The organism is Chryseobacterium sp. MIQD13, assembly GCF_050496705.1.
Lineage (GTDB): Bacteria > Bacteroidota > Bacteroidia > Flavobacteriales > Weeksellaceae > Chryseobacterium.
In genome coordinates, this window is record NZ_JBNWAF010000001.1 from 1449807 (window position 1) to 1473665 (window position 23859).

The 23859-nt window shown below is 35.4% G+C and carries 23 protein-coding genes and 1 pseudogene; 3 read left to right on the plus strand and 21 right to left on the minus strand.

Translation table 11 applies throughout. From position 1 onward, the window contains the following. Positions 1-340: 340 nt before the first annotated feature. Positions 341-1675 (minus strand): trigger factor, encoded by a 1335-nt coding sequence (locus ACQWU4_RS06950; RefSeq protein ID WP_429935041.1) that lies wholly within the window; start codon positions 1673-1675, stop codon positions 341-343. A gap of 308 nt (positions 1676-1983) precedes the next feature. Here ACQWU4_RS06950 and ACQWU4_RS06955 point away from each other — a divergent pair, with 308 nt between their 5' ends. Further along, positions 1984-2514: a MauE/DoxX family redox-associated membrane protein gene (locus tag ACQWU4_RS06955; RefSeq protein ID WP_429935042.1), complete on the plus strand. Its 531-nt coding sequence runs from the start codon at positions 1984-1986 to the stop codon at positions 2512-2514. Between the two features lie 55 nt (positions 2515-2569). Here the strand turns inward: ACQWU4_RS06955 and ACQWU4_RS06960 are convergent, their stop codons facing one another. The 10 genes from ACQWU4_RS06960 to ACQWU4_RS07005 all read right to left on the minus strand — a co-directional run bounded on the left by ACQWU4_RS06960 (position 2570) and on the right by ACQWU4_RS07005 (position 13669). Continuing rightward, positions 2570-3139 (minus strand): hypothetical protein, encoded by a 570-nt coding sequence (locus tag ACQWU4_RS06960; protein WP_429935043.1) that lies wholly within the window; start codon positions 3137-3139, stop codon positions 2570-2572. Positions 3140-3187: 48 nt separating this feature from the next. Continuing rightward, positions 3188-5572 (minus strand): TonB-dependent receptor, encoded by a 2385-nt coding sequence (locus ACQWU4_RS06965; RefSeq protein WP_429935044.1) that lies wholly within the window; start codon positions 5570-5572, stop codon positions 3188-3190. 294 nt (positions 5573-5866) lie between these two features. Beyond that, a complete protein-coding gene (locus ACQWU4_RS06970) occupies positions 5867-6223 on the minus strand; it encodes a hypothetical protein (protein WP_429935045.1) in 357 nt (118 codons plus the stop codon). Positions 6224-6439: 216 nt separating this feature from the next. Beyond that, the gene (locus ACQWU4_RS06975; protein WP_429935046.1) at positions 6440-8368 is read right to left on the minus strand and encodes an ABC-F family ATP-binding cassette domain-containing protein; all 1929 of its coding nucleotides are present in this window, start codon (positions 8366-8368) and stop codon (positions 6440-6442) included. 188 nt (positions 8369-8556) lie between these two features. Continuing rightward, the gene (locus ACQWU4_RS06980; protein ID WP_429935047.1) at positions 8557-9885 is read right to left on the minus strand and encodes a T6SS phospholipase effector Tle1-like catalytic domain-containing protein; all 1329 of its coding nucleotides are present in this window, start codon (positions 9883-9885) and stop codon (positions 8557-8559) included. A 148-nt stretch (positions 9886-10033) separates the two neighbouring features. Continuing rightward, a complete protein-coding gene (locus tag ACQWU4_RS06985; protein WP_429935048.1) occupies positions 10034-10711 on the minus strand; it encodes a response regulator in 678 nt (225 codons plus the stop codon). After that, positions 10680-11258 carry a sensor histidine kinase gene (locus tag ACQWU4_RS06990; protein WP_429935049.1) on the minus strand — a complete coding sequence of 193 codons (579 nt, stop codon included), beginning with the start codon at positions 11256-11258 and terminating at the stop codon, positions 10680-10682. The genes ACQWU4_RS06985 and ACQWU4_RS06990 overlap by 32 nt, the downstream gene beginning before the upstream one ends. A 200-nt stretch (positions 11259-11458) precedes the next feature. Next, complete coding sequence (locus ACQWU4_RS06995) at positions 11459-12082, minus strand: hypothetical protein (protein WP_429935050.1); 624 nt, start codon at positions 12080-12082, stop codon at positions 11459-11461. A gap of 19 nt (positions 12083-12101) precedes the next feature. Next, complete coding sequence (locus ACQWU4_RS07000) at positions 12102-12839, minus strand: hypothetical protein (RefSeq protein ID WP_429935051.1); 738 nt, start codon at positions 12837-12839, stop codon at positions 12102-12104. A 209-nt stretch (positions 12840-13048) separates the two neighbouring features. Further along, a complete protein-coding gene (locus ACQWU4_RS07005; RefSeq protein WP_429935052.1) occupies positions 13049-13669 on the minus strand; it encodes a DUF5715 family protein in 621 nt (206 codons plus the stop codon). Between the two features lie 218 nt (positions 13670-13887). On the opposite strand from ACQWU4_RS07005, the gene aqpZ reads away from it, so the two are divergent. Together aqpZ and ACQWU4_RS07015 are read left to right on the plus strand one after the other, a co-directional pair. After that, positions 13888-14604: an aquaporin Z gene (gene aqpZ / locus ACQWU4_RS07010; RefSeq protein ID WP_429935084.1), complete on the plus strand. Its 717-nt coding sequence runs from the start codon at positions 13888-13890 to the stop codon at positions 14602-14604. 187 nt (positions 14605-14791) lie between these two features. Then, on the plus strand, positions 14792-15571 hold the full coding sequence (locus ACQWU4_RS07015) for a T9SS type A sorting domain-containing protein (protein WP_429935053.1): 780 nt from the start codon (positions 14792-14794) through the stop codon (positions 15569-15571). 58 nt (positions 15572-15629) lie between these two features. Here the strand turns inward: ACQWU4_RS07015 and ACQWU4_RS07020 are convergent, their stop codons facing one another. The 10 genes and pseudogenes from ACQWU4_RS07020 to ACQWU4_RS07065 all read right to left on the minus strand — a co-directional run. Beyond that, positions 15630-16172: a hypothetical protein gene (locus tag ACQWU4_RS07020; protein ID WP_429935054.1), complete on the minus strand. Its 543-nt coding sequence runs from the start codon at positions 16170-16172 to the stop codon at positions 15630-15632. Positions 16173-16195: 23 nt separating this feature from the next. Further along, positions 16196-16696, minus strand: a complete 501-nt coding sequence (locus ACQWU4_RS07025; RefSeq protein WP_429935055.1) for a phosphate ABC transporter permease — start codon at positions 16694-16696, stop codon at positions 16196-16198. Between the two features lie 28 nt (positions 16697-16724). After that, positions 16725-17708, minus strand: coding sequence for an acyl transferase (locus tag ACQWU4_RS07030; protein ID WP_429935056.1), 984 nt, complete (start codon positions 17706-17708; stop codon positions 16725-16727). 180 nt (positions 17709-17888) lie between these two features. After that, positions 17889-18680 carry a UDP-2,3-diacylglucosamine diphosphatase gene (locus ACQWU4_RS07035; protein ID WP_429935057.1) on the minus strand — a complete coding sequence of 264 codons (792 nt, stop codon included), beginning with the start codon at positions 18678-18680 and terminating at the stop codon, positions 17889-17891. 27 nt (positions 18681-18707) lie between these two features. Then, positions 18708-19154 (minus strand): 6-pyruvoyl trahydropterin synthase family protein, encoded by a 447-nt coding sequence (locus ACQWU4_RS07040; RefSeq protein ID WP_040998146.1) that lies wholly within the window; start codon positions 19152-19154, stop codon positions 18708-18710. 398 nt (positions 19155-19552) lie between these two features. After that, the gene (locus ACQWU4_RS07045; protein ID WP_429935058.1) at positions 19553-19975 is read right to left on the minus strand and encodes a hypothetical protein; all 423 of its coding nucleotides are present in this window, start codon (positions 19973-19975) and stop codon (positions 19553-19555) included. A gap of 240 nt (positions 19976-20215) precedes the next feature. After that, positions 20216-20983, minus strand: a complete 768-nt coding sequence (locus ACQWU4_RS07050) for a hypothetical protein (RefSeq protein ID WP_429935059.1) — start codon at positions 20981-20983, stop codon at positions 20216-20218. Positions 20984-21853: 870 nt separating this feature from the next. Then, a pseudogene (locus ACQWU4_RS07055) lies at positions 21854-22197 on the minus strand (RHS repeat domain-containing protein); the annotation flags it as partial. 313 nt (positions 22198-22510) lie between these two features. Further along, on the minus strand, positions 22511-23122 hold the full coding sequence (locus ACQWU4_RS07060; RefSeq protein ID WP_429935060.1) for a hypothetical protein: 612 nt from the start codon (positions 23120-23122) through the stop codon (positions 22511-22513). Beyond that, positions 23106-23859, minus strand: a 754-nt coding sequence (locus ACQWU4_RS07065) for a hypothetical protein (RefSeq protein WP_429935061.1), incomplete at its 5' end; no start/stop codon positions are given. The genes ACQWU4_RS07065 and ACQWU4_RS07060, both read right to left, overlap by 17 nt.

A 23859-nucleotide genomic window follows, 5' to 3' on the forward strand; every position in this document is an offset into this window, starting at 1 on the left:
AGATAATTTCTGTCCGGATATATTAAGATTCTTTAAGAATATATCAGCTTATGATTAATCCAATCCGTCCAGTAGAAAGATTAACTCGTAAATAATAGATAGGGTTCAAAAGCTGGAAGAAATTATTTTTTCTAATTTTTAACGCAAAGTTTGATTTTGATGCTGCTTCATTTTAAGGGATGCAAAGAGGTAATCAATTACACTGATTTGATGAAGCGAGTGTTTTATTTGCAGATATATTTATTGCTTTATTAAATCTACATCTTGGCAGAGGCTGTTAATAAGAGCGCAAAAAAACCTCCAAAAATTGGAGGTTTTCAAATATTTATATCGGAATAAATTATTTTTTAAGTTCTTCTAAAAACTCGTCGTGAGAGATTTTAGTTTCCTTTTTAGTAGCTTTTTCAAGAATTACATCTTTCAGCTTAGCCATAGCTACTTCAGAAGAAATTTGTCTTACCTGCTCCTGATCTTTCAACATTTCAACAGCATATTTCTGGATTTCTTCATCTCCTAAATGGTGGATTCCGTAGATAGCCAACTGATTTCTTACCAACTGCTCAGCCTGTGCCAATACATCAGCATAGTCTAACTGGATTTCGTTATCAGTCATTAATTTACCTTCAATGATCTGGTATCTTAACTGGCTTTTCTCTGCATTAAGGATTTCTTTAGCCTGCTCTTCAGACTGGATATTCTGGTTAGAGAATAATAACCATTTTACAAGGAAATCTTCAGGAAGTTTTACTTCTTCTTTTTCAGTAACCTGCTCCAACACTTTATTCACATAGTGAACGTCAGCATTTTGCTGGAAATATTCATCCAATTCAGATTTTACTTTTTCTTTAAGCTCTTCTTCAGATTTGATTGTTCCTTCTCCGTAAACTTTGTCGAATAAATCCTGGTTAAGCTCAGCAAGGTTCAGTGAATAGAAATCTTTTACTTTTACTTCTACTTCAGCATGGTGTAAATGTTCAACTTCTTCTTTGCTGAAACCTAATTCTTTAGCCAATGTTTCATCAGCTGCAAGAGTTTCCTTAGAAACTTTTACAGAACCATCCATTTTTAAAGCTTTTACCAATTTGAAAGCATCTTTGTTTTCAGCAGTAATGGTAGCGTTCTTTGGATGGTGGTGGTGCTCTCCTTCAGCATCTTCTTCTACAACCTGAGAAATTTCTAAAGCGATATAAGAATCTTTAGTGATTTTATCCTGAGGAACCTGCTCTGCAAAACGTCTCTGCATGTTCTCAATGCTCTTTGTGATTTCTTTGTCAGAAGCCTCTACTTTATAATGAGGAGCTTCATATTTAGCTAAATCTATAGTGAATTCAGGCTCATATCCTACTTCGAAACCAACTTCAATTTTGTCAGCATTGTAATCCAACTGGTTTACTGGCTGAGGAACAGGCTGTCCAACTAATCTTAACTTGTTTTCGTTAACGTAGTTGTTCAATGCGTCAGAAACCTGTCTGTTGATTTCTTCGAATGCAATACCTGCTTCATATTGTTTTTTAACCATACTCAAAGGCACTTTCCCTTTTCTGAAACCAGGAACTTGCGCATTTTTAGCATAATTAATCAACTGCTTTTCTACTTTTTCTTTGTAGTCAGATTTTTCCAATGTCACTGTAAGTAATGCACTTACGTCATCATGGTTTTGTGCGGTAACCTTCATTATTGATTAAAATTTTAGGTTGCAAAAATATGAAATTTTTATGAGAATTACCCACTTATAATCAATTCTTAGTACTCAAATATTTACAAAGAATAATATCTTCTTGCAGACAGCTTGAAATATCCGGTTCCGATCTGTTAAGCAGATGTAAATAAATAATCCTGACAAACAAGAACTTAATTATTAAATCTTTATAAATCATTATACATTCTCAGACCTTTTGACATGACATCTGACTTTTATTCACCAAAATAACCTTTTGCATACCAATTGAGTACTATTTAAAACCAAATCTTAAAAATATTACAATGCTTAAAAAAAATGATTTTCTTACTGTTCTGGAGTGGTCTTGCTGCCTGTATGTTGCGGGAATGATGATTTTGTTTGGCGCAGGTAAATATCAGCAATTCAGCCATTCTGTGAATGAAAAGTTTAAAGGAATGAAGATAATGTGGGATTTCTATTCCTATTCAAAACCATTTGTTATCACTTTGGGTTTGTTTGAAATACTGGGAGCCGTCTTATTAATTATTCCTAAAACAAGGATTATAGGATGCTTATTTCTAACCTCCCTTCTTACCAATGTAATTCTGCAGGATTATTTCTATGATGTACCTGCTATTTTTGGTGCTATTACCTTACAGTTAATTGTTTTCTTTATATTATGGCTAAACCGTGTGCCGGTAATTAATGGCATCAAAGCTTTTACACAAGTTTCAAAAAGAATTGGTACCAACAATCAAATAAAGCAAATTTTATATATTGTATTATGTACTGTTCTTATTTTTGTATTCATGTTCTATCTGATAACTTTTTTATCCAATATATTTATATTCTAGGACTAATAAAAAACCACTGAAATTTTCAGTGGTTTTTATATTTATGTGAACTATTTTAATTGCTCAGATTATAAGTAGCTTCAGCATCTGTTTCCCCACCTACTACGCTTCCCCAGGCGGTTCCTGCTTTTGCATCATTTACACTTTCAGGCGAGTGGATAAGGGTTAGTTTAAGAAATGGTGAAGTTCCGTCAACAGCTTTTATCACCTCCCACTTTGTTCTCAATCCTACTCTTTTTCCATCGTTTCTCAGGTCATTGCCGTCTAATCTGGTAATGTTGATATTTGATTTTGGAAAATCAAAAATAAGGAAGTGCTCATCTTTAGCTTCAATAATTTCATTTGTAGCATCTTCATTTCCGTTTCTGAATTTTGCTTCCACGGTATAAGATTTCCCGTTCTGCAAAGGGATTGTAGGTATTCCTCCTGCCCCGATGCTGTAGTCATAGGTTATTGTATTAGTCGTACCCTCTTCAGTAACCAGCAAAACGATGTTGGTAAGCTCTTCCTGAGGAAGATCATCCTCTTCAGCAGAACCGTCTCTCTGACAGGAAATAACAGTGATTGTAATTAATAAAACAGCTAATAATTTGATGATATTTTTAGTATTGAATAGTTTGTTCATTTTAAGAATTTTAAGATTGTAAAATTTTAATTAATTTTTTCTGAATCTTTAGAATCTGTATCTAAAGTTTAAAATAAAGTTTCTTCCTGCCTCATCTGCGAAGAACCTCAAACGGTTCAGATAATCTCTGTAAGAAGTATTAAAAAGATTATTCACGATAAGTCCTGCAGAAAGATTTTTGCTGATGTTGATTCCTGTCTGGATATTCCAAAGCGAATAACCGCTCGGCGGTGTACTCAGATCAATCATTTTATCCACCAGTTCGCCATCTACATAAAGTTCCAGCGGAACATTGCGGACCGGGAATCTGGTTTGCTTTAAAAAGGTCTGATTTTCAAGTGTAAAATAGAAGTTATTCCATTTTTCTTTCTTAAACTGTAATGCATTGGAAAAATTCGGAGGCATCATTAAAATCAGAGGCTCATTGTTGGTGTCATCCTGTCCGTGCACATAGCTTCCTTTGCCCACATAGGTAAGGTCATCGGTAAGCTTCCAGTTAATATCCAGATCCACTCCGTACATTTTGGCATCAATCTGCTGGTAAGCCCATTCCGGGAATACTCCTCTGATTGTTCCCTTAATTCCTACAGGAACCTGGTTGATGAAGTTTTTAGTGATGAAGAAATATGGATTTACAGAGATATTCAGTCCTTTCAAAACATTGATTTTCGAATCTACCGTTAAATTAAACTGATGCCCCTGTTCATTTTCCAATGCCATATTTCCCGTCTCAATCACACCTGCGGAATGATGCAGTCCGTCTGAAAACAATTCTGCCACATTCGGAGCTCTGCCCACTTTTGCATAATTAAATTTCAAATCAAAGTTGGAGCTTGGACGGTATTCCAGACCTGCATTGAAAGAAACATTATTATAATTAAGCTTTGGACGTGTCAAAATCCTGTTTTCATTTTTCCTTACATAAAACTGTGGAAAAGTATCTGCATATAATTTTTCCCAGTCACTTTGATCATACCATTTGGTAACATCATAACGCGTGAAATCATACCTTGCCCCTGCTTCAAAATTAAAATCATGAGAAATTTTATATTTAAAAACAGAATAAACACCTGCTGAATATTTATCGTAATTAGGGATCAGACGTCTTGCTTTGGTAGCAGGATCCGAATAATTGTTTTGAAAACCGGCATCAATTCCTGTTTCCAGAGACCATTTTTCCCTTTCCAGTAAATCATTCAGATTAAACTGATGCGTCATAAGTTCAAGATCCAGAGAAGGCGTATCATTCAGTTCCCCTCTTCTGATATCATATTCCTGCCTGTGATTATACTGATAGCTATAGGTAGCGGAAAGTTTTCCGATATTGGCAAACCTTTTAAACGCAGAAACCTTCGCAATGTGATGCTCAATAACCTGTCTCGGATTATCAATATCATAGCTGAATTTACCGGAGTAAACAGGAGGATTCGCAGTCATCGCCCTGTCATAGTCCCCTGAAGTAGACACGTGAGAATCTCTCAGAATTCCGATATTCTGGTTCGTCAGATAATAATCAAAAGAAATTCCTCTTTCGTAGGTATTATTCTGAACGGTAAAATTAAAGGAAGAAAAATCCATTCCCGTATTCTTCAGATTATAATCGGGAGCACTCTGATCTCCCAGTTTTTTGATGCTTCCGCGGGTTTTTACAGCCCACCCGTTTTCCCAGGTTTTGGCAACATCTACATCCAGTCCCAATCCTCTGCCATTGGAAATTCCGGTAAGCCCTACCGAACCTTTTATCGTATCTTTTTTAGGAAAAATTTCGGGTTCCAGTACTACCACACCGCCAATGGCGTCACTTCCGTATTTCAATGCAGAAGCTCCTTTTATCACATCGATATGCTGGAAATTGTTGATATCAACATTCGGAGCATGCTCTACACCCCATTCCTGCTCTGCAAGCTTAACTCCATTATTCAAAATAGAAATCCGGCTTCCATACAGCCCGTGAATAACAGGCTTTGAAATATTATTTCCGGTCTTTAAAGTAGTGACACCGGAAATTTTTGATAATAAATTCCCCAGATTATCTGTAGAATTTCTCTCGATTTCCGATTTATCAAGCGTTTTAATGATTAAAGAACCGTTAGCTTTATGACTTCCGTGGATAGTGACCGTTTCAATATCCTTGGTATGATGTTCCAACGTAATTACCAAATGTAAATCCTGATTAACTCCTATATTTTCAGTATAATCACTACAATCAGGATGTCTGGCAATGAGTATATATTTTCCTGCTGGAATTTTATTAAACGTGAACTTACCTTTACTGTCCGTTTTTGCTGTGAATCCGCCGACATTTACCACCGCATTTTCCAGCATGGTCTTATCGTGAAAATCCTGAACGGTTCCTTCTACGGTGTAAGTTTTTTGTGCACTTATCGATACCAGTCCGCACAGGACCAACATCAGGCTATATATCAATTTCATTGTCAATAGATTGATTGCGTACCTTTTACAGGTACATTTTTTTTCGTAAAAATTTTGTTGAATGGGTTTATTTATGCTGCACCTTTGTACAATATAAAATGTATTGATGATTGCAGATTTGAGAACTGAGAGATAAAATACGAGACTTTTGCGGTATTTATCCAGTAACAGTCATTCCTGTATCACAAAGTACAAATCTTAAATCATATGGCTGACAACTGCCAGCCGGCAGCTGATAACCAAACCCAAAATATTGAGCTTTAAATCCAATTAAAGTCAATAAAAAATCTATGATTATGAAAGTGCGGGAGGACCCCGGAGCTGAAACGTGAATTTAGTCTGAGACCAAATTTTTTCCTGAACAGCAATAACCTGTTTTACTTCATGCGTAAAATGGTCAAAACTAAAGTTGAATTCTTCAGGAACTAGTGTATGTCCTGTAGCTAAGAAATGACAGGCAAGACAGTCACCGGGCTTTTCTTTCGCTGAAGTTTTAGCAATGGTATTTTCTGTCTTTTTAAGATTGAAGCTCTTAAAATAATCAACAGCATCGTGATGGTGAAAACTTTGGGAAAACAGGGCAATGAAGTATATCCCAAACAAAAGTTTGGAGATAAAATTCTTCAGATTTCTGCTTTCCTTAAAAATCATCTGGTAAAATTATAAAAATAATTTAAGTTTTAAATTAAGTTTTATTAAAACTATATTCAATATGTTGATGAAAATGTTCTTTTGTTACAAAAGACACTATGGTTAAAATCCTTCGGCTTCGCTCAGGATGACACTGTTAAAATAATAATACCGTTAGTATTAGAAATGTCATCCTGAGCGAAGCCGAAGGATTTTATATTTTTAAATTCAAAAAAATTAAGCCAGTTGAGAACCTAAATGCTCCCACTCCTGTAAAGCAACGTCTAATTCCTCTTTAGCGTTATTATATTTTTCCAAAGTCTCTTCAGAAGGATTTTCTTTTGCAAACGACGCTTCCATTGCTTCTATTTCGGTCTCAAGCTCAGAAATTTTTTCTTCTACTTTCTTTAATTTATTCTGAATATTTTTCTGCTCTTTACTTACAATCGTTGAGGATTTTTCTTCCACCTTTACTTCTTTCGGAGCCGGTTTTACCTCAACTTTCACATCTTCGCTGTGAAGTTTTGCTTTTTCAGCAGATATTTCTCTAAGGGTTTCTTTCTGTCTGTATTCAAGATATTCGCCAACGCTTCCAAGGAATTCTTTCATTCTTCCGTCGCGGAATTCATAAATCTTGTCACAAAGCCCGTCCAGGAATTCCCTGTCGTGAGAGATCACGATCAAAGTCCCTTCAAAATTCTGTAAAGCCAGTTTGATGATTTCTTTAGACTGAATATCAAGGTGGTTGGTAGGCTCATCCATAATCAACGTGTTGAAAGGACGAAGCAATAGTTTACAAAGCGCCAGACGGTTTCTTTCCCCTCCGGAAAGTACTTTTGTCTTCTTGGTTACGGCCTCTCCCTGGAAAAGGAAAGATCCCAGAAGATCTCTTACTCTCGGTCTTGTTTCTTCCGTTGCTGCATCTTCAGCTTCTTCCAGAACCGTTTTATTAGGAGTCAGTACTTCTTCCTGGTTTTGGGCAAAATATCCGATGTTTACATTATGACCCAAATTCCATGTTCCTGTATAATCTTTGATATCTCCGGCAAGAATTTTAGCCAAAGTTGTTTTTCCCTGTCCGTTCTGTCCTAAAAGGGCAATTCTGTCTCCTCTCTGAACAATAAAGTCTACATCATCAAAAATCTGCTTGTTTCCATAAGCTTTTCCTAAATGATCAGCCTCAAAAATAACTTTTCCGGGAACCATAGACTGTACGAAACGGATATTGAATTTTGAAACGTCTTCATTATCAACTTCAATACGCTCTATTTTATCCAGTTTTTTAATAAGTGACTGTGCAAAAGATGCTTTTGTGGCACTTGCACGGAACTTATTAATATTGTCTTCCATCTGCTTGATTTCCGCATCCTGATTCTTTTTAGCCTGAACCAGTTTTTCACGGCGCTCTTCACGCATCACCAGATATTTGGAATAATTGGCCTTATAGTCGTCAACTTTTTTATTGTTGATATCAAAAGTCCTGTTGCAGACAGCAGTCATGAACTGTTTATCGTGACTTACCAGAACAATGGCACCGGGATAATCTTTCAGGAAATTTTCCAGCCAGATGATGGATTCCATATCAAGGTGGTTGGTAGGCTCATCGAGAAGCATGATATCGTTCTTCTGAAGCAGCAGCTTGGCAAGCTCAATTCTCATTCTCCAGCCTCCGGAAAATTCATCGGTGATTTTATGGAAATCGTCCGCTTTAAAACCTAAACCGAATAATATTTTCTCCATATCACCTTCCAGATTGTAGGCATCATGGTTCATCAGAAGGTCATTCAGCTCTGTCATTTTATTAATCAGATCCGTATAAGCATCACTTTCATAATCAGTTCTTGTTGCCAGCTGATGGTTAACATCTTCCAGTTCATTTTTCCATGCATTAATCTGTTCAAAAGCCTGCATAGTCTCATTCCAGACGGTTCTGCCCTTCACAAAGTCAAGATCCTGTTTCAGGAAACCGATGGTAACATTTCCTTCAGGAACAACACTTCCTTCGTAAAAGTTAATTTCCCCGGAAAGCATTTTCAATAAAGTAGATTTTCCTGCTCCGTTTTTCCCAACGAGACCTACCTTATCATCCTTTTTAATGGTGAAATTTGTATTTTGAAACAGATAGTTTCCTGAATGATGTAATCCTAAACCTTGAACCGAAAGCATTTTATTAAATAAAAATTAGTGATGAATAATGAATTTCCGGGTGCAAAAGTACGGAAAAAGAAATGAATAGCCCAGAAATAAAAACGGCCTGCTTTGGGATACAGCAAAAAGGAGTGCCCTCACAGACACCCCTTCGCAACCTAAATTTAAAACTGAAAAGTACTATTATTATTGATCTAATTCTGTTCTTAGGCAAAGGATTTCATCCCGATGGTACGGCTCCAGATATCATTATTGGGAACATTAGTTCCGTAGAGAAAATCAACTACAAAACTGTCTTCGGAAAGATGCAGCTCAGTAAGAAGCCTGGTTTGGGTTCCCCGGTCTATGGAAGTACTGCTGGGAACGTTCAGGCCAATGTTTATGAGCTCTGCTTCTATTTCATCTGCCGACCTCAGCAATACGTCATTCTGATACAGTCCGAAGTTGGCTGAAATGTGGGTATACTTTGCAAAATCTGCATAATTATAATAGGGTTTCATTGCAGGTAAAAAGCTTTTAACATATGCTGCAAGATCTGTATAAAAGTCAGCCAGAAAAGTATCTTCTCCAATCTCAAGACCAGAATGGGTAAGATCTGTACTGAAAATTCCGGACACAGCATTATTGGTTTCCTCCAGCATTATTCTTCCATACACAAACGGAAGTGTATTAAAGACCAATTCCCTTGAAACATAGGCCTGAGATAGAACAACTCCTTTTTCAATCTGAAAATCAGAGAGCAGCGAATCCCAGATTTTGTTTCCTTCTGCATCAGTTTTTGCGTTTCTTACATCTGCCACATAATCCTGCAGATCATTAGTATTAATGAAATCTGTAGAGATATAAACAGATTGTGGAGCCTGCAAATATCCACCGCCTATATCAGCATGAGCACCGGGAACAAAAATTTCTTTCCATACCGATCCGGCTGTTTCTGTTTTGGTATTCTGCATATTTTTTGAATTTTCAAAAAAACCTGTGAGGGGAAAAAAGAACCTACATTCATTAACGGCACATAAATGAAGAGCATTTTCCACTTCCTGCGGCAGGCTCATATCATAGGTGTTAAATGGCTTTGATTCAACGGTATCAAAGACACCCAAAAACTTTATCGTAACGTTCACCGAGGGATAATCCGTGGCAAGCTGATTGCAGAATTCTCTTGCCAGCATACTTCCCCTGCTGAATCCATAGATATAAAAGTGATAATCGACAGTTTTATCGTTTACCACATTTCTTACAAAATCACTGGCTTTCTGCAGTTTGTCATCAGAAGAATATCCGTATGCATCCGGAGGGTTAGCACATGTTGCCATCGCAAAGTTGCTGTCTTCGCCTCCGGTAACTGTCCCTATTCCTTCTACATATATTTTACTGTTTCCGTTGAACAGGTTGTACAATTTATAAATATTGGTTGGCGCTCCTTTATAGCTTTCATTATTTACAAAAGGTATATCAGATGAGCCTGCATTGATTCCGTTATTTCCAGTGCCGTCAAAAAAGATTCCGACAGCCTGTATTGTATCCTTTTCCATTGTTGTGTTTTTAAAAATTATTGAAAGTTTTCCGTAACAGTCTCATTCTGTGATTCTGCTGTAAAACTTATTTTTCAAATTAACGGAAGTAGGAAAAGCAATACTAGCGTGAAAAATACCAAATAAAAAATTCCGTATTTCTACGGAATTACATTTTATCAAGGGAATATATATTGTTTACAACAGCATAGATAACAATACCTACTGTATTTTTGGCTCCTATTTTTTCCAGAATCCGCTGGCGGTGGCTTTCTACCGTTCTGGGACTGATGAAGAGCTTTTCTCCGATCTCATTATTGGTATATTCCTGACAGATCAGCTTTACGACATCTTTTTCCCGTTCGGAAAGCTCATCGTCCATTTCAAAAAGGGATTTCTTTTTTGCGGAACTGTTCATATAGGTAAACAGCATCTGATGATCTTCGGCGGTAAAGAAAACTCCATTTTTATGGACCATGGTAATGGCTTCGATAAAGGTTTTTCTGTCTGAATTTTTAGGCAGAAAGGCTGAAACGCCTAATTTAACCATATACCCTAAAATGGAGGTTTTGTAATGGGAAGAAAGGATGATAATCTTGAGATCAGGATATTTTTCTTTGAGAATTTCTACCAGTTCAAAACCGTTCATGGGCTGCATCTGTACGTCAACAAGAGCGATTTGCGGAAACTCATCCTCAGAGAGGCTTCCCAGTTTTTCAATAAAATCCGGGCCATTATTGGAGGTAAGACATACGGATATATTTTTTTCGTTGGAAAGCAGCATCTTTACGCCTTCCAGAATCAGCTGTTCATCATCAATTAAGGCTATTTTTATTTGGGAGTTCATGGTTTCTTGGAATTAAAATAATTAAACGGCTTCCTTTGTTTAAGATACTTTTCCATTTATGGACGGCATTCATGGATTTTATCCTGGATTCGATATTTTTGATGCCCATTCCTTTTTTCACGAGATTATAATCAAATCCCTGTCCGTTGTCAGAAATAATAACGGCTGTGTGCTGAGGATAATCCTTGATATAGATCCACAGATCCGTAGCCGCAGAATGTTTGATCACATTAGTTGTAAATTCCTGAATGATACGGTATAGCTGTACTTCCACAAAGATATCTTTTTTCCCATATCCGGGCATAACCTGCATAGAGATATTGATTTTATGGGACAGATTGGCAATCAGCTCTTCCACATAGAGGACAAATCCCACCGATTCAAGGTTTACCGGATATAAGGAGTGAGAAATACTCCGGGCAGCATCAATGAGTGAGGACATCTGGCTGTAAATATTTTTTTTGATAACCTCATCTCCTTTTGTATCAAGATTATTAAGCCATAATGAAAGGATATTGAGCCTGTTTCCGATGTCATCGTGTATCATAACGGCAATTCTTTTTCTTTCTTCTTCCTGGGCTTTGATGTTTTCAAGGACAAGGTTTTTCTGGTGGAGAACTTCAGCTTCATGCTGGACATTTTTTTCTTTAATAATCCTACTGATAAAGGATCTGTAAGCCAGGAGAATAAAAGATACTATAACGGTTATGGTAACAATTATAAGGATGAGCAGGCTGATATTTAGGGTTACTTCTTTAATCTGATGAAGGTATATAAAAATGAACAGTACAAAATGCTTGACAGAATATTATTCACACTGAGAATAATATAATAATCGTTTTCTGAAAGGTTGGCCAGCTGATGCTGAATGATAAAAATAAATACCGAAACGGAATAGTAGAAAAAGATACAGGCATCTACAAGAAGAAAACGGTTCTGTGCAGTGCCGCCCTTTATTTCCCTGATCAATGTAAACCCTGAAAGACAGACAATGATAATATTTGATATTACCTTTACAATATCGCTGTTGAAGGGATTATTAAAAACATATTTCGATATCATAAATCCACATGCGAGCAGTGCCATGATACCGGAAAAATACTTCGGCAGCTTCAATTTCCTGATAAATAGGGCCGTAAACAGAAAAAACTCTCCGGCTATATATAAAGGATACAGAAACGAGGTATCATTAAGATTGAAAACATAAGGCAGAACAAGATTCAGTAATTCAATAAAAAAAAGAAAAGCAATACAGTGAAAATATTGCTTTTCGTTATTGTTCAGTACACGGTATTTTGCTGCTCCCAAAAGTATGATGGACAGAAGCAGACCATAGTTTAGGAATAAAATTACTTTAAAAAAATCTGTCATTCCTATCTATACTGTGTATTTAAGATCCAAGTTCAGGAATACGGCAAACCGGAGGGCATGGTTTTGCCCAGTCATAGGTATTTGAAATCACACTTTCAGAGGTTCCTTCCTGCAATAATTCATGGAAGGAAATAAAGATCAGCGTGACCAGCATTCTCTGGTAAATATCATTGTATCTGAGTCCGAACGAGCATTTAATACCCGCTACCTTCGGATAAGGATGGGTAAGATCTTCTTTTGGAATATAAAATCTTCTGAAAACCCTTTCTCCTTTGAATTCGTTACACTCACGATAGAACCATTCCATTCCTTCGTTTCTCCATCGCTGGATAGCATCTATGGCAATATCCTGATCAAGGATGGGCTGCTCGGAAACCGGAAAAGACATATTGGTATTATCATCCACCTTGGTAAGATCACTGGAAAGAACTGCATTTTTGGTAATTGTAAATTCTTTTGTTTCCTGCAATCTGAGATCAAATTTAAGAGGCCCTAACACAGTATACTGGTATTCAGTAACACTTTTATCAATATGCCCCTGCGCATCTAAAGGAAGGAAAATAAGGACAAGCTGTCCGCCATATACACCAACCTCAGCGCAAAGGTCAATATATTGGTTCTTTTCTGTGATTTTACTGATCTGATCGGAAGACAGTTCGAAAATGTAATTGGTAAGAATCAGGTTGGATACCAGCTGATAGTCTGAAACATATCTGCCCCACTCGGCGGCGGCCAGTTTGTAGTCGTTCTCGTTCATAAGTTCATGGTTTATTTAGTTGCATAAAATTATACAAACTAAATATCCTGCACAAATAATCGCATCATAAATTTATTATTCGTAAAATAAATTTAATATCAACCCATAAAAAGCACCTATTTTACAATATAAATCGTCGTTTCTATCGGCCACTATACTTCACAGATAAGAGAAGATGATAAAAATCTAAGAATTGTAAAAGAACAGGATCAATAATTCCTTACCGTGATATGATAACAGCTTTGCTGTCTTTCTTTGATGTAATAAATTCTGCCGGCATTTGCGTAGTACTTTAAAACTTTCTCCAGGGCTGCTTCCATTTTAGGATTGTATTTCAGTACATCATTGAACCTGACATAAGAAATATCAAAAGAATTTCCGTAGTTGTGAGAGCTAATCCCTAGTGAAGCGTTGGAATTCACCCTTCTCAGCCTGCACTGGTCTTCAAGCGTTCTTGTGATTGATGAAACTGTAAAAGTGTGTCCTTTTGTTTCCTTACTGAATCTTGCCCCCATTTTTTCAAGGGTGGCTTTTGCTTTGGAAACCATATAAGCTCTGCTGTAATCAAGTTTCTGAACACGATATCCCTTTCCGCTTTTTTTTATTTTGTGGAACTTTCCGCTGGTTATATATTTCTGTATTGTTTTAGAGTCTTTCAGCAGTTTTACATTAAAACTTTTGGAAGCATCCAGATGCGGTTTATAAAGAGCAGTAGGCTCTACTTTAAGCACCGATGCAAAATCATAGCAGGGAAGCGCTTTTTTGGCAGCCTGCGCATAATAAAAGTTATACATAAAGGGCACAAAGGCTACACACAAAAACTTTCTCATTAACCACGCTTTTAAATTACTCATGAAAGATAAACATTTATGACATATCATTCAACCCATGAAGAATGCCTTCCTAAAAAAATTCCCAACAAACATTAAACCAAATTACCAAATATGTAATTTTATATTACTAAATCTTAAAAAAATTTTAGGGTTTAACTTTTTATTTTAAAATTTAAACTTTACATTTGAGATACATTTTAAATGATAAACATATGATAAAAAAACTTTTTGCTGAATTTTTCGGCACATTTTGGCTTGTTTTCGGTGGTTGTGGAAGTGCAGTTTTTGCTGCCGGAGTTCCTGATATCGGAATTGGCCTTTTGGGGGTTTCTTTAGCCTTTGGTCTTACGGTTCTTACGATGGCATATGCTGTAGGGCATATTTCCGGCGGACATTTCAATCCGGCTGTTTCTTTCGGGCTTTTAGCCGGGGGCAGATTCTCTGCTAAAGATCTTATTCCTTACGTAGTAGCACAATGTCTTGGAGCTCTTGTGGCTGCAGGATGCCTTTATGTGATCCTTAACGGTGCAGGGGTTGTGGATTTTTCTCAACCGGGAGCTTTTGCTACCAATTTCTATGATGCGGCAGTCTACAACGGAAAAGCATTCAGCATGGGAGCAGCGTTCCTTGCGGAGTTCCTATTAACAGCTTTCTTCCTGATTGTTATTATGGGAGCTACGGACAAATGGGCTAACGGGAAATTTGCAGGTATTGCTATCGGATTGGCTCTTACCCTGATTCACCTTATCTCTATTCCTATTACCAATACTTCGGTAAACCCGGCAAGATCGCTTTCACAGGCAGTTTTCACCGGCGGGCTTGCAATGTCTCAGCTTTGGCTGTTCTGGGCAGCGCCTATTTTAGGAGGAGTTACAGGAGGTTTGATCTACAAATTCCTGCTTCAGAGAGATTCTGCTGAAGTTACTGATTAATATTAATTTCAATATCTATAAAAAAAGTCCTGCCTTCCGGCAGGACTTTTTGGATAAATACGGTTATAAAAAGAACAGAAACACTTATTGGGTAATTTTCTACGTTTACTAATTACCAATTTGTTATGAGAATTATAAGCTTCAATTTTATAGTATAGATTAAATAATAATTTAAAACCTAACTAAAATGAAAAAAATTCTCTTTTTATTATTCTTTGTATTGATTTGCCAAAGCCAATTAGATGCACAAAAGAATACAGCTCCTGCACCGACCTATAACATCACTGTTACCAGAAATGATATTTTTGCCGAAAACGTACCCGGTCATGCCCATACCGATGTCAAATTTGACATAAAAATCGGATCTAACGAACGGTCTGCCACTCCTTTTCCTCCGGATATTTCCACTTCCAGAATTTATAACTTTCCTGTCACGATATCACTTCCCGGATTTCCCCCTCCAACCAGATACGGCAAAGTAAGTTTTAGTTATCCATCCACATTATACAGCGGATATTACCCACTTCCGACTGTAATTGGAGAACATACCACAATTCCTTCAGACCCTACAATGATCTATTATCCCGGCCAGTTTGGATATGGAGTAGATATTACCTGTACAGGCCCGAATCAATATCTTATAGGCGTTACCAGATTTGAATGTTATATCTGTGTTCCCGGAGGTGGTACAGTATCAAAACAAGCCATATCACAGCCTAAGACAGCCATAGTTTCAAATTCAAGTCTGGGAATCGATGAGCTTTATTATACAGCTGCAGATAAAGAAAAGATCTCTGTAAGCGTAATTGATATTCGCGGAAAAGTTGTCAGAGCATATGCTACAGATATACAAGCGGGATTAAATAAGCTTCCGATTGATCTTCAAAATAACCTGGAAGGTACTTACATTGTTAAATGGCAATCCAGCAACGGTACAAACGGAACTTTAAAAATGGTGAAAAAATAATAATCGCGTTTACTATTTTTATACTTAACTCCTGTACAATGCAGGAGTTTTTTGATGTTTACTTTTTCCTGATATCAAAAGGATTCTTGAAAATCAGTTCTTCATGTTTTCCTTTGATTTCCAATTTGCGCTGTAATAAATTCAGGGCCATTTTCCGGATAAAAAGGTCTTTATCATTCAGCTTCCAGTAAGAGTCTTCATGTACTCTTTTAGGCTTCCTTATGAGATAGAATTCAGTTTCCCAGGTATCTTCATTGTGATAAAATTCGATAATTCCGCAATGTTCCGGAATTACAGCATGCTCTATCATACCCATCGGAAGGAGAAAGCTGAAAGCATTACAGATATAGTCGCCACATGAGATCTTATCATGTTTCAGGAATTTCTCACCGGTATCTTTATTGAGGTATGATTTTTTGAAATCGTTTTTAAAATCACTTTTTGAAAGCTTGATCTCAATTTCATGACTGAATCCTTCAGCATCTATGAACAGCATATCCGCTTCCCAGTCGGCCTGGAAATAATTCGTCAGCACAATTTCTTTTTCAAAATCACAGTGGGAATGGATATAGGCATGAACAAGCTCTTCTATTTTAAGCATGATGACTAAGGTTTAAATTGAGATTATTTCTTTTGAAGTTCAACAACTCCATAATGCAGCCATATTCCAAAAACACCTGTTTTAGTAAAACAGGTTTCATCTTTACCGAATCTAACGGTGGTATTGGGCTGTGTCTGGCAAATAAAAAAATGTCCACCGTCAATACAGTTTATTTTCCCCGCTTGATGCAGATCTGTCCAACCGAATTCTTTATAGGCATCTACATCATTTTCGGGATCAAACAGAAATCGTTTAACCGTTATTTCATCTTTTCCTCCATCTCTTTTGGAAGTCATGGACCATCGGGCTAAATCTGATTCTTCTTTGGCAGGAATTTCTTCCGGATCGGCATCTTTAATTCTGGCAACAGTTAAAGTATCTGTAACCCTGGAAACCCCGCTGTTGATTTCATTCACCAGATAGGTTCCGGACCAGATATCCTTTTCGCCATTTTTTTGTGCAGATAACAGACCTGATAAACCTATCAACATTAAAAACGTAAAGATACTTTTTACCAGCCTCATAAAAATTGTTATTTGTTTAATTCTGATTTTAAGAAACCAATAAACTGCATCCACGGATATCGGAATGGTCTATCCTTCCCAATACCTGAAATTTATCTTCCGGAAGGGTTTTACCTAAATCCTGCGTTGCGATAAAACAGCATGAATGTATATTGGCAAGGTCTATAATGTTGACAGCTCCGGTTCTCCCCTCTTTTTCATAGGAAAAAGGATCTTCTGCATTTCTGATTAATACTTTCATCCAGTTTGGACATTTATATTCATTGTTTCCAAGGGAATAGGCCTGGGAAAGCAGCTCTGTCATTGAATATTCCGAATAGATCTTTTCTGTTTTAAAACCATCCTGGAGAATCTTCAAGAGTTCGTCTTTAGTCATTTCCTCTTTTCTTCCTTTCATCCCACCGGTTTCGATAACTGTCAGATTTTGAGATCCGGAAACAGAAAGATTCTGAGATTCAACGAAATCCAAAAAGTCCAGCAAGGCAAAAGATACTCCGAAAAGAATAACTTTTTTGTCTTTCAAACTGTTTAAAAGCTGAAACAGCTCGGAATGATTGTAAAGAAAATATCCGTTCTCAGGCTTTGCAGATTTCTTCATAAGATAATCCACCATATAGATCAGAGAGGAATTCTGCTTTTCCAGATAACTTGGAAGGAGACCCAGAAAAATAAAATCCTCCGGTTTTCCTATAAACTGCTCAAAACTTCTGTAAATACTTTCTTTATAAATATCCGGATCTGCGATATAATGCTTTGAAAGATTCATCTGCGTAGTTCCTGAACTCTGAAAAAACAAATCGGCAGAAGCATTTTTGTCTAAAATCTGATGATTTTTAAACATTTCTATCGGCAGGAAAGGAATTTTCGCCAGACTTCTAACCTCATCAGGATTGATTTTCAGGAAATCCACAAACTTTCTATATATGTCAATATTTTCATACTGATAATGAAAAGCTGCCAAAGATGCATTCAAAAAGTCCTGTTCTGTCTGTATGCTGAATATATTTTCCAATTTTTGAAAACTATTTTAAACTTTTTACCAGCTCATAATGAGATAATTATGCAAAAAGTATGTTTTTTTTAATATTTTTTTAATCGAAGAAGTAGACTTTGGTAAAATTCTTGCAATTATTATTTCGGAATATGGATTAAAAACAAGAATGGACTTCGGTTTATTCGAAAATTACCTCTCTCAGGGGTAATTTTTTTTTGTTCCGTCCGCAAAAGTTTTCAGTTCAAAATCTGCTTCAAAAACGCCATAGGTAAAGTAAGAGATCCAGTCGCCCAGATTAATATACTTCGCTTTCTGTTCAAGATCCAGCACCATAGGCAGATGACGGTGACCGTAGATAAAGTAATCAATTTTCTGGGTTTTCAACTTCTCTTTCGAATAGATGATGAGAAATTCTTTGTCTTCTCCTAAAAACGCCTTGTCCTCTTCTCCTGAGATCATTTTATTTTTCTGCGAAAGATATAAAGCTACCTTCATGGCAATATCCGGATGCAGCCATTTGAAAAACCATTGTGCTACAGGATTGGTGAACAGCTTTTTCATTCTTTTATAACCTTTATCACCAGGGCCAAGTCCGTCTCCATGAGCCAGCAGAAACTGTTTTCCGCCCATCTCAAAGTATTGTTTCTTATAAAAGACAGTACAGCCTATTTCTTCTTCAAGATAGTCTTTCATCCACAAATCGTGATTTCCTACGAAGAAATAGATATGGATTCCTCTGTCTTTCAGCTCGGCTATTTTACCAAGAACACGGACGTATCCCTTTGGAATAACATGTTTCCATTCATGCCAGAAATCAAAAAGGTCGCCCATTAAAAACAAAACCTGAGCATCTTCTTTGATCTCATCCATCCAGCGGATAAATTTCTCTTCCCGCTTTTTGCTTTCCTTTGGAGTAGGAGCGCCAAAATGCTGATCTGAAGCAAAATATACTTTTTTCCCAGGTTCTAAATTAATAATCGTTTTTAACACCGGTCTGAATTTTTATTAAAATTAGGGTTACTTATTATCTTCTGCAAACCATTCTCCATAGGAGTTTTCGGTTTCGTGAAGTTTAAGGTAGGCCAGAGAAACCTCAGCCGGAAGTTTTGATTTTATTTTTGCCGCAATGGCATACAGCATATTCTCACAGGTAGGCTGAAAACTGCAGTAAATCACTTTATGTCCTTTATTTTCAAGGTCTTCGCCCAATTCTTTGTGCGGAGATAATGCATTAACAAGAACTGCATGATCCCATACATCCACAATCTCAGATTTAACGATACTTTTGATATCCCCAAAATCCACCACCATCCCGTTTTTGGGATTTTCCAAGTCATTAACCGGTCTTCCTTTTACCGTTACAAACAGCTTATAGGAATGACCGTGCATATTTTTACATTTCCCATCGTAATTGTACAGCACGTGCGCCGTCTCGAATGTGAAAATTTTCGTAATACGTATCATGGTGCAAAGATATGACAAAACATAATTATAAGCTGTGTATTGGATTTGGAAAAACAGATTGTTAATTATGTTCTAGCGTTAAAGATTGATCTTACTATGTAACCCCGGGATCAATTCATCAATAATTGATTGAAGATCTACTTTCTTCTTAAAATCCTCTTCACCAACATATCTGAAACATCTTGTATGACTCTCAATATTTTGCATAGCCTAATTTCTATTATTTTCTGATTTGGCTGCTCAAATATCATTTCAAAATTTCGATTTTCATTTAATTTAAAAAAATATAGCGTTGATTTTCAAAACTATACTTTAGTACCAACATGTTTGGCACATGATCTCTTAAAAATTAGGAGTATTGATTTCAATACCCCTAATTATTTATTAATTTATAAACTTCATCTGAATTCTGATTCTGAATATTTTTCGGCCATAAGTCTAATTAAATCATCATTCTTACATGTTATTTCCCAAAAACCATCATCAAAAAATTCTAAACAAATTTGGTTATTTCTATAAGAATCCTCTTCATTAGAGTACCTTCGAATATTCTGTATTGTCTTATCGATGAGTACTTCAATTTCAAATACTTGATCTATATTTACTATTAAGTTCAAAAATGAATTCCAATCAGAAAATATATTTATATTTTCTGATAAGTTTTCGTTGGAATAATCTTTAGTTGTTCCATAAAATCTCACAATCCCGAAATTATATAATTTGAATTTGGAATCAAACTCAATGATATCATTTAAAAATGAGACTAACTCTATAGTCTCATTTTTTTTGCTTGCTATTTTTATTCTTTTATATTCTAACATGATTAATCAAATGGAAATGCTGATTATGTTGATAAATATATCAAAAATTACTTACCAACACATTTGGAATATTTTGTATGACTCTCAATATTTTAGATAGCCTAATTTCTATTATTTTCTGATCTGCCCACCCAAATATCATTTCAACATTTCAATTTTCACTTAACTTAAAAAAATATAGCGTTGAAAATCAACGCTATATTTTCAGCAATATGTCTGGTACATTACCAACTAATAATTTTAATAAGGTACCGACATACCATCACAAATAATTGGAGTTTGCATATATTCTTCGGATAGCTTATCAATGAGTTTTTTTTCATACATTGAATTTATCCCAATTCCTAAATACAGGGAATTATTATTAATCACAATCATACCTTTAGGATACTGCGAATTGTTCTTATTTATAAAATAGAATTCATAATCCCTGTTTGGTTTAGATAAAATAAACGAAAGCATTTCAAAATAATCATCAGTTTCAAATTCTATTTTTCCAAAATATTGAGGATAAGTAAAATATTCATCCTTGGGCTTAAATCCGATTAACCAGTTTTTCATAAAATCAAATACGATTTCTTTTTCAATTTTATTGATATGTATATAGAGATCAGTTAATTTAGATTCATTAATATCAGAGAAATTTTTGACAACACATAATGTACGATTATCCAATTTAGAAAGAATAATTTCCATTATTTTAATATAGTGATCAATAGACTCATAAGATAATCCTACTGTAAACACAACCAACTTGTTATTTGTTTTTAATAAATAATAAGTAAAAACCAGAAAATTTTCTATTGCTTCACATGAGTCTAATTGATCATCTTTAAAACCTATTATATTTTCAATTTCAAGTTTTAATTTATTTTTGCCTTTTAGTTTATCATAACTATTTCCGTAAATTTTAACTGCATTTTTAATAGGAAAATTAACAGCGGTAAAATCTTTATTATCAATTAAGCTCTGATAATCGCTATCTATATCTGTTATTATTATGCTCATATTTAATTATTTAGTAGGAAGGTTTCTAATTGGTAAACCATAGTGACCTGCTTCAACATTAGTTTTAAAGTTTCCTTTAAGAATTGTTTGTATGTATTTTATATCTCCAGTTTCTATTGCGTATCTGATTGCGGCATTCATACTGTGGTTACCATCCATTAAAACTTTTTTCCCATCAGTTGTAATATATCCAGCTCCTCGCTTACTAAATGTCCCAGCTTTCATCTGCTGATAATATCCTTCGATTATTACTTTTGCATTTTTTGACAAGGATTTTTGTTCACTATAAATTCCTGCTTTTTTAGCAAAATTAGCAATTCTATTTTCCATAGAAAGTTTGCTAGAGAAAGCTCCAACATGACCAGTTCCCATTCCAGACCCAACTAACCCATGTTCTGCTCCCCATTTAATACCTCCACCAACATTAAGACGCATGTAGCCTGTCATTTGTCCTCTAAGATCATCCATCCTTGCTTTGTCTGCACCTTCAAGCACGAAAGCATTTCTTGTATGTGTATCAAGCCATCCGGAGATAGGTCCTCTAATATTTTCTTGTACCCAGTTTGATGTTCTTTCACTTAATCTTAATTTATTTCCTGGTGGGTCTTCTCCAAATTGTGAAAAATCAATCCCTGAAAAGTAAAAAGTAGCCATTATATCTCTAAAAGCCTGAGTTTCTCCAAAAGCCACACCTTCATCACCTCCCAAATCTAAAGATTCTAACATTTTCTGAAATGTCCCGGATCCATTATTGCTGGCTATAAAATCCATAAGAAATTCATTATCAGCACTTCCACCTCCCATATAAAAACTCCAAAGTGACATAGGGAACATTACATTTCCTGCTACTTCCTCCTGAACCTGTGGTTTTCTTCCGTCAGGGTCTATAAAGCTTACTGGGTTATTAAAGGCATAGTTATAAGGAGAATATCTTCTCATCTGTTCTGCCAATGGGTCTATCACACCCCATCTGCCAATATCACTCATATACATTCTTGCTCCGTAATCATTCCAGCCTGTTTCCTGTTGCAGTTCTTTACCATTATATTCGTAGTTATAAGCAGGATTTCCTGTTAAAGCATTATAACCTTCATGCTTTAGCCCAAACGGATAATAATTGTTTTCTTCAAGAACTTTGTGCTGCCATTTAAGCTTTTGGAGTAGCTTAAACGTATATTTCCCAAATGGTCTGCATAGCTGTAAATGTAATTATTATTTGCAAAATTTTTATTAACATAAAATAAAACAGGTAACCATTTAGATTACCTGTTTTTAAGTTAATTCATTTTGAAATTTTCTTTGTTGATTAATAAAAGAAACCAACATACCTGAAACATCTTATATGACTCTCAATATTTTAGATAGCCTAATTTCTATTATTTTCTGCTCTCGCTATCCAAATATCATTTCAAAATTTCGATTTTTCATTTAATTTAAAAAAAATATAGCGTTGAAAATCAACGCTATATTTTTTTCACCAACATATCTGGTACTTTACCAAAATTCATGTATTTACTTTTTTATCATTTACAAAAATCTATTTATTAAAAATCCCAAAATGAATAATATAATTCCTACCACACAAATTAATTTGAATAATCCTAAAATAATATTAGTAATCTCACTATTATTTGAACTATTATTAATTCTTATTTCCTCAAAAAATAGCAGCTTAAAATATTGTAAAGTGGAAGGGGAAAATCTTATGGTTTTAATTTGCAATGCGTTATTTAGCTCTTCAAAATTTTTATAGTGCAATCCTATTAGTTTAAAGGATGTTTTATGATTTTTATCTACTAAATAAACAACCTTATAATTTCCTCTTGTTCCAGATTCAGTAAGAATAATCTTCCCTATATAATCTTCCATGTTTAGTGTTTTACCTAAAGGCTTTAAAATAGAATAATACTTTAAGCTATTTTCTTTAATTTTTATCCACTTTATATGTTTAAGAAAATTAATTACTAAAAAGAATATTCCACTAAATAAAATCAAAAACAATGTCCCTTTAATATTGAAATCATGTAATTTCAATATTTTAAATATAAATATTAATGACGCTGGCAAAGGTAAAATTATTGTAAAAATTGTCCAATAAATTGTATACCCTGAAAACTTACTTTTAATATAATCCATCATACATTTCAAATTTTCCATATTCATTGGCAACAGACTCATCAATCATATCCCCTAATCCCTTCGCTTCACCATTTATCATATAATTAACTCCCATTGTTCCCATATCCGCTACAAACCATACTCCAGCCACAATTGACCCTACTCCAGTTGTGGAAGCCACTAACATTGCAGCATTAATTGCATGGGAAGGTTTAAGTTCTCCAGACATTGCAATATCAGCAACTAACAGAGCGCCTCCAGCAGCAGTTAATTTAGTACCTAAACTTTTTGCTCCCTGAAAACCTTTTACTTGTTGTCCTCTCCAAAATTTAGCTCCTGGATTTTTCCATTTACTTTCCCAAGCATATGAAATCCCTCTTGTTTTCGTCTGATGCCATAGTTCATTATATTTAAAAAAACCACTTCTTGGTACATTTGCTGTGGCTGCAGCACCTACTGCTGTGTTTATCCACCATGTAGTGTTAGAGGTAGTTTGTTTTCTGTCAAAATCATCCAGAACTTTTTTAAAAGCCACAGTCATCGCATTCATAACATCTTCTGAACTAATATTAGCTCCTTTCTTAGCTGTTACAACAACTTCAGGAACTTGAAAAGTCATGTCGCCGTTATTAGAAAAACTTTCTGTAGAAGAGCCTTTACCATTTGAAGAATTTGTAATTAAACCTCCGCCACCACTTTCACTACTCTGATTGGAAGCCTCATTCAGTAGATCAAAAAAACTACCTATATTATCCTGC